The 7,102-nt window shown below is 59.5% G+C and carries 4 protein-coding genes and 2 pseudogenes; all 6 read right to left on the reverse strand.

Going from position 1 to position 7,102, the window contains the following annotated elements:
• Positions 1-1,197, reverse strand: a pseudogene (locus K8W16_RS09960) (hypothetical protein); the annotation flags it as partial.
• A gap of 361 nt (positions 1,198-1,558) precedes the next feature.
• Positions 1,559-3,295: pseudogene (locus tag K8W16_RS09965) on the reverse strand (UGSC family (seleno)protein).
• A gap of 231 nt (positions 3,296-3,526) precedes the next feature.
• Positions 3,527-4,558, reverse strand: coding sequence for a HAMP domain-containing sensor histidine kinase (locus tag K8W16_RS09970; protein ID WP_304123168.1), 1,032 nt, complete (start codon positions 4,556-4,558; stop codon positions 3,527-3,529).
• Between the two features lie 505 nt (positions 4,559-5,063).
• Positions 5,064-5,774: a response regulator transcription factor gene (locus K8W16_RS09975; protein ID WP_304123171.1), complete on the reverse strand. Its 711-nt coding sequence runs from the start codon at positions 5,772-5,774 to the stop codon at positions 5,064-5,066.
• A 503-nt stretch (positions 5,775-6,277) separates the two neighbouring features.
• Positions 6,278-6,640 (reverse strand): hypothetical protein, encoded by a 363-nt coding sequence (locus K8W16_RS09980; protein WP_304123173.1) that lies wholly within the window; start codon positions 6,638-6,640, stop codon positions 6,278-6,280.
• A gap of 8 nt (positions 6,641-6,648) precedes the next feature.
• A complete protein-coding gene (locus tag K8W16_RS09985) occupies positions 6,649-7,041 on the reverse strand; it encodes a NifB/NifX family molybdenum-iron cluster-binding protein (RefSeq protein WP_304123176.1) in 393 nt (130 codons plus the stop codon).
• Positions 7,042-7,102: the final 61 nt, after the last annotated feature.

Consider the following 7,102-nt stretch of genomic DNA (forward strand, 5'->3'; position numbering starts at 1 on the left):
CCGCTCCTGCGGCAGTCGGACTTCCCGGCTCACCATGCGCCCGGCAGCCCAGCAGGGCATGAGCATGCTCTTTTCCCCTGCTCCTCCTGACACGATGATGGGCATGGCGTCCCAGAATGGCTTGGGAACTAGGGCATTGCCATCGCGCAGAGAAAACGCTTCCCGGGGCACGCCTCTGCGCCTTTCCTTTTCGGCATGATACAGCCGCCTCCACTCACGAAGCGGTATGCGGGCATGTTCACGCAGATACGCGCGCATATTCTCCCGCGTCCAGCCTTCCCGCTCCAGCATCTTCGCGGTATCCTGCGCGACAACAAGTATGACGGCGCTGCGGTACGGGCGGTCGTGCCCGCGAAGCCAGGCGGCGATAAGCTCAAGGTATTCCCTGCCGTCATAACCTATGCCCATGATACCGGCATAGCCTTCCACAGCTGCCACGGTAACGACATTGCTCTCCTCGGGAAAGCCCATCTCCGTGTGGTAGGAAGTCCACGGGCTCGCACCCGCATTTTCCGCCAGAAACATGACAAAATCCCCGGGCTGGCCCAGATTGGACATGTCGGTTATGCCGGGGCGGCTCCCGCCCACGTTCTGAATGATGAGATGAAGCGCCCGGCTGACGGCGGCATTGCCCCGGCTGCCCCGGCCGAAGGTTCCGCACCCCGCGTTCAGACCCAGTTTTTCCACCATGGGGCCGCTCACGATCATGAGCACCGCGTCGGGATTGGTGGTCGTGGCCATGCCGCGAAGGTCGAATTCCGGCTGGCTCACCGCTTCCACCGCAGCCGTAAGAAGGGGCATATGCCTGGGTTCGCAGCCCGCCATCACCGCGTTGACGGCGATATTCTCCACCGTGGCCACGCCGCCCATGGGCGCAAGCACGGCAATGGGCAGGTCTCCGGGCAGGCCGCAGCCCGCCACCATCTTTTCCACCCTTTCGGGTGTAGGCGGGATCAGGGGCAGGCCGTCGCCCCAGCCCCGGGCCAGGAACAAAGCATTGAAGGCTTCCAGCACATCCCCGTCGCCCTTAACGCTTTCCTGCCGGGCATGAACATCCCGGGCATCGGCTCCCGCACCCGTAAGAAGCGCATCCACGGGCATGCCCGCTTCCGTGAAGCCGGAAGGACTGCACACGGTAAGCGCCCGGGCAGGGCAGGAAAAAGCAAGGAGCATCGCAAGAAAAAGGACAAGGCGCACGGCATACCTCCTGAAAAGCTCCCCGGAGCCCGGAGAAGCCCCTGTCGGGGCTACACTGCAAGGCCCGGGGCCCGCATCCGCAAGGAAGAGCTCATCCCCTGCCCCGGCGGGGCCGCCTCCGCCTCCGTCGACCTTCCTGCCCCCGGGAAAAATTCCTCCTCAAAAGGGCCATGGACGACGCCGGAAAAAAGGCCTTTCTCCATGACGGCGCGGGAGCGGAAGAAAAAAAGCAGCGCTTCCGGGCATCCGCGCCCGCCCCGGCGGCATCCCCTGTGCCGTAAAAGGCCGGACGCATGCGCATATCCGGCCTTTTACGGGTTATCCATGATAGCCCCGGCACTTCCCTGCCGGGAACTTTCTCCTATTCCATGACTTTCTTGGACACCGCGACGCTTCTCGGCAGAGGAATCCACATCTGCGTCTGCTTGCCCGGGCCGCCCGAAACAAAGAACTCTATGGACTTGCTCTTCTTGTAGCGGGGGATCAGGGTGTTGTCGTCATACGGGCCGAAATCCTCCGGCGGTATGCAGAGCCCGTCGCCGTAGAACTTGTACGGCATGGCCGTGACTTCCCGCAGGTAATCCTTGGCCTTTTCCCTGTCGGGGAAGTCCCCGGCAATAAGGCTCGCATGTTCCGGCCCCAGCACGACGAACACGAACGGCGTCTTGTTGGTCAGGCTGTCGCCTTCATCGGCATCGGCGAAGCAGGAACTTGCGGCGGAAGCCATGCCGAGGATACCCCCGCCGATGGTGGTAAGCAGCCTCTGCCCGCTTTTCGCACCATGGTCGATATTGGAGCCTCCGGAGTAGGCGCCGAAGAAGGTTACCACACTATCCTTTTTGCTGAAGCCTATGGTTTCAGGATAGCTCTTCCATACCTGGCCTTCGTTGTTTTCGGTAAAGACCATGGCCACCAGGTCGGCCGAAGTGCCGTGCGTGCTCTTGTCGAAGTTCGGCGGCGTGGAACCGCCCACCACGTCGGCAACAAGGTTGACGAAGTAGCCGAGGGCATTGGTCACCGGATTCTCGCCGCCGGCCGTGCCTGTGCCGGAGTTGAGCTTCAGCTTTTCTATGATGGGGCCGCTGATGAAAAACACGGGCACGGCGGCCGCTGTCGTAGTCGTCGGCCCACGGAAGGTGGCCAGGGGGTCGGCCATGGCTTCCACTGCGGCAATGAGCAGCGGCATATGCTCGGGCTTTGCTCCGGCCATGACGCCGAGAGTCGCCACAAGTTCCACCGTGAGCATGCCTTCACGCGGCGGTACCACCCACAGCACTTCGGAAGGATCGCGCTTCGTGCCCTTCAGCATCTGCTTCACCCTGTCCACCGTGGGGGGAACGATGGGAAGGGAAAGCGACCATTTGCGCCTGGCGAACAGGTCGTTCACATCGGCATAGGTACCGGTGAATTTAAAGGTCCTGGCAGGATACGGGGCCGCCTGTCTGGCCGCGTTCTCCGAGGACGGCGTCCAGTGAATGGCGGCATCCACGATGCTGTCGAAGGCGGCGTCGATTTTCGCGTTGACTTCCTCCCGGGAAATCATGCCGAGAGGATGGGGAATCTCCACAAAACTCATGTCCGTGATCCCCTGGCTCTGCTGCGTGCCGCGGGCCAGCGTGGCGAACTGATCGGTAACGATGGTCACTGTGGGAATACCGGACTTTTCAAGATTGCACTAGTCAACTACCAGCCATGAGGTACAGCTGCCTCAGTCACACTGGGCGGCAATGACAAGGTCGGGCTTCACCGCCGCTATGGCCTTGACGATGCCGTCGGATTTTTCTGCGGAACCGGAAATGATGTTCAGCTCAGGGTTGGTCCTGTACGTTTTGATAACCTTCGCGGAAGGATACTTCCGTGCCAGAAGCTCCGCGATGCGGTCAAGCACGAGATCTCCGTTGTTCTTGCTGTTCCAGCGCAGGGCTATGGTCTTGCCTTCCAGTGTGGTGATGCGCGCCGCGGGCTCTATCTGCGCCTGCCGGATCACGCCCGTAGGATTGACGAGTTCCCATTCCTGCGGCTTTTCCACGGCCTGGGCAAAGGAAGTTCCCATAAAAAGAGCCGCCCCTAAAGCCATGATTCGGGAAAGTTTCAACATCCATACTTCTCCTGTTAGAGCGTTTTCCATGAAGGCTCTCTTTTCCGGGGGCTGACAACGCCTCGCCACACCTGATATCGTCAGGAAAAAACGCATGATCTGCACACATGCATACGGCATGACTCATCAGCATGGATGGAAAAAAGAGCTTTTCAGGTATGATAAGAATACTCGAAAACAGAAGAATTTGTGATAAGAGAAATAAAAGTATTGTAAAGACTTCTTTACATTTCACGACAATGTATCGCCTGACCGGCAGCAGTCTTTTTTCTTCCTCACAGGAAAACACAGAGATACGGCAAAGCCCCGGGGCTTGCGATTGCCGTATTCCATCCTGCCGCCGCAGGCCTCGGTGCAGTATTTGACAATGGAAAGCCCAAGCCCCGTGCCTCCGGGATGTGTGACGGCCGCTCGCCCACGGAAAAACGGCTCGCAGAGGGAAGGAAGGTCTTCTTCCGGTACTCCGGGGCCCTGATCTGCCACGAGGATCTCGATTTCCATATCCTTTCTTCCCGCGCGGAGAAGGACGGGGCCGGAACCGGCCGCATAATGCAGGGCGTTGCGCAGAAGATTGCCCACGCTGCGCTGGAGATACTCTCTGTCGGTACACAGGCACAGGCCCGCGTCAACTTCCAGAAGTATCTCTTCTCCCTGGGCCTCGCCCTGAATGATGGAAGCAAGGAAAGGCGCAAGCTCCACCGGTTCCTCCCTGGGAGTGCGCATGGCGGCCTTGGCCTGAAGATAGGCGATGACCTCTTCCGTCAGTACGGAAAGGCGCTTGATATGCCTGAGTACCTGCTGCACACGGAGCCGCTCGTCGCCTTCCAGTTTACATTCCAGCACGCCCAGCCCCATCTGGGCCTTGGCCAGAGGGGTATTCAACTCATGGGCCACATAACGGATGAACTGCCGCTGCCCCGTGAGCATTCGGTTTATGCGCTGCGTCATGGCTACCAGAGCATAGCCCACCCTGCCTATCTCGTCCTTTCGCGCGCCGGAAAATTCGCGGTCGTGCAGAAAGGGTTTATCCACCAGAGAAAAAGTTTCAAATTCCATCTCATCCGCGTACCTGGCCATACGGCGCAGGGGGCGGGAAAGATGATGCACGAAAGGCAGCCACCAGAGGAATGAGACCCCGAGTATGGCAGCCACCAGAAGGCACAGGGCATTGACGTCAAAAAAGAGCCCGTACCCGTCCACCCTGTCCGATTCCATGACGACCAGCACGTTGTGTATCTGCCGGTTGCTGTCGGGAATGTACATGATGCGCCCCAGCCAGTAGCGGGAAGGCGCGCCCGTATGCCGGAAAAGAGCCGGGGGACAGGGGGAAGCCCGTATTCCACGTTGCTGTTTTTCTCCGCAAACATGGTTCCGCCCATAGGATCCCAGAACATGACTTCCGGGGAAGGGCACAAGGCGTAAATGGCCCGGGGGAGCGTCCGGGCCTGTTCCACCATCCTTGCCGGAATATCCCCGTCGCGTATGGACTCCGTATCCAGCGTCTGAACATGGATACGCACGGGCAGACTCCTCGCATGAGGCTCCAGAAGTTCCTCCCATTCCAGCACGGAGCGGTACTGGAGATTGGCGCTGATGACACGCAGCGCGCTGTCGGCCCTGGTACTGAACAGGGAGGCAGGAAGTATGCCGTCGTACCCCTTGCCCGTCAGGGCATAGCAGGCGAGCCCGCAACCCAGCGCCGCCAGAAGCGCCAGATTGAGCAGCATCCACAGGCAGATTTTCACATAGAGATTGCAGCTGAATACTTTCATGCCTCATCCTGCCGGATAAAGACATAGCCCATGCCGCGCACCGTGCGTATGTGGGTGTTTGCCCCCGTGGCATCGGCCAGTTTCTTGCGCAGGGTGGAAATATGCACGTCCACACTGCGGTCGAACTTGTTCCATTCCTTGTCGGCAAAGAGGGTAAGCAGCGTTTCGCGCGAGAAAATGCGCCCCGGTTCCCTCATCATGGCCTGAAGGAGCTGAAATTCCACATAGGTCAGCTCTATGGGCCTGCCCCGGAAGGAAACCTGAAACGTGCGCGGATTGAGCTCTATGCCGTGAACCTGAAGCGTTTCCTCCCTTCCTTCTCCCGTATTGCCCGCACTTCGGCGAAGCACCGCGCGCACACGGGCGAGCAGCTCGCGGGAGGAAAAGGATTTGGGCACATAATCGTCCGCCCCGAGCTCCAGAGTGACGATGCGGTCGGTCTCATCGTTGTGCGCGGAAAAAATAATGACGGGTACGCCGCTTTTCATGCGTATGCGCCGCAACACCTCCACTCCGGGAATATCCGGGAGCATCATGTCGAGCAGAATGAGATCCCAGTGCTTTTTCTCCAGGGCAGCCAGGCCCTCCTCTCCCGTCGCACGGTATTCAAGGACGATATTCTGAAGCTCCATGTAATCCCTGACCAGGAGACAGAACTCCATATCGTCGTCGATCAAAAGCAGCCTGCCGTTCTTCTCTTCCTTCATGCCCTGCCCCGCAGGAACTCAACACCATGACGAACACGGTGAAAAACATCGGAAAAGCCCCGCGCACCCCGAAAACGCCGGGCCGTGCCTGACCATGCGGGGCATAAAAATGCACTTTTGCCCGACATGGCGCTCCGTACACGGAATCTATGCCTGAAGAGCCTGCATACTCCCGCAAGAGCCTTGTTCTTTCAGGAAAAACTCTCACACTTCGAGGCGGAAGACATGGCGACGCCTGCTTTCTGAGGTGCGCCCGCTCATCCCAGCCATAGTTCCATAGTACATGATGGTATCGTAAATGAATCGTAAAAGGCAACAGGCAAAATTGTAAAGAAAAGTGAAGTTCCGCCCACTGTGGACAAAACGCAGAAACGGCCGGATGCCCCAGGAGGAGCATCCGGCCGTTTCAGGGCCTTGGACCATAGTCCGTACAAAAACCGCGGGGGCAGCCGGCCCGGCCACGGGAAAGAGTATGCTTTCCCCCGCTCTCCGGCAGGGAAGATTCAGCCCATAATGACGCGCAGCGCCTCCAGCAGGCGGCCGATATCGGCTTCATCGGGCGTACGCGGCAGGTCCATGATAAGGCCGAGGCCTTCCATGGCGCTGTGGAACTTCTCTTCCCCCATACCGCACACGGAGGCCATGTTGACCATGGCATTGATGGAAAGAACACCTATCGCCGCCTTTCGCAGGGCATCGGTATCGACGTCGAGGTCGAGCAGCGCCAGATCGAAGCGCGACGTGCGCAGAAGGGCATATCCCTCCTCCAGCGTAGGCACACAGCGGAGGGAAGCCTCATGCGCGGCAAAGGCGGGACGAAGCGCATCCCAGAAATCCGGGCGCGGCGTTATGACAAGGGCCTCCATCGCGCGCCTCAGTTCTGCGGGGCCTGCTGATGGCCGCCGCCGCAGGTGAATTCCAGGGAGAAGGGCTGAAGCTTGCCTTCCAGAAAAGCCTGCACGGCAGCGCCCACGGTGGGGAACATGCCCGCATAGAATACTTCCACGCCCACCTGCTGGAAGCCCATGAGCGGACGCATGCCCATGCCGCCGGCAAGCAGGGCCTTCACGCCGTGGGAGGCCAGATGCTGCACGGGGGCCATGCAGCCGCCGTGATGATGGGGCACGTTTTCCAGCGTCGTCACGTTTTTAATGGCGCCGTCTTCAATTTCCACAAGAGTATAAATATCGCAATGGCCGAAATGCATCCCCATCTGGGCGTCAAGTCCGCCGGGCATGGCGGAGGGAACAGCAAGAAGAGTGCTCATGAAAAACTCCGTTTCTGGTCGTTGATTCGGCCTAGCGGCCGGTTCTGATATCCTGAAGGGC

The organism is Mailhella massiliensis (genome assembly GCF_020741395.1).
GTDB classification, from domain to species: Bacteria; Desulfobacterota; Desulfovibrionia; order Desulfovibrionales; family Desulfovibrionaceae; genus Mailhella; species Mailhella massiliensis_A.

Coding starts and splice junctions, on each gene's coding strand:
- K8W16_RS09970 (WP_304123168.1), bottom strand. CDS start 4,558: ATGTACATTCCCGACAGCAACCGGCAGATACACAACGTGCTGGTCGTC.
- K8W16_RS09975 (WP_304123171.1), bottom strand. CDS start 5,774: ATGAAGGAAGAGAAGAACGGCAGGCTGCTTTTGATCGACGACGATATG.
- K8W16_RS09980 (WP_304123173.1), bottom strand. CDS start 6,640: ATGGAGGCCCTTGTCATAACGCCGCGCCCGGATTTCTGGGATGCGCTT.
- K8W16_RS09985 (WP_304123176.1), bottom strand. CDS start 7,041: ATGAGCACTCTTCTTGCTGTTCCCTCCGCCATGCCCGGCGGACTTGAC.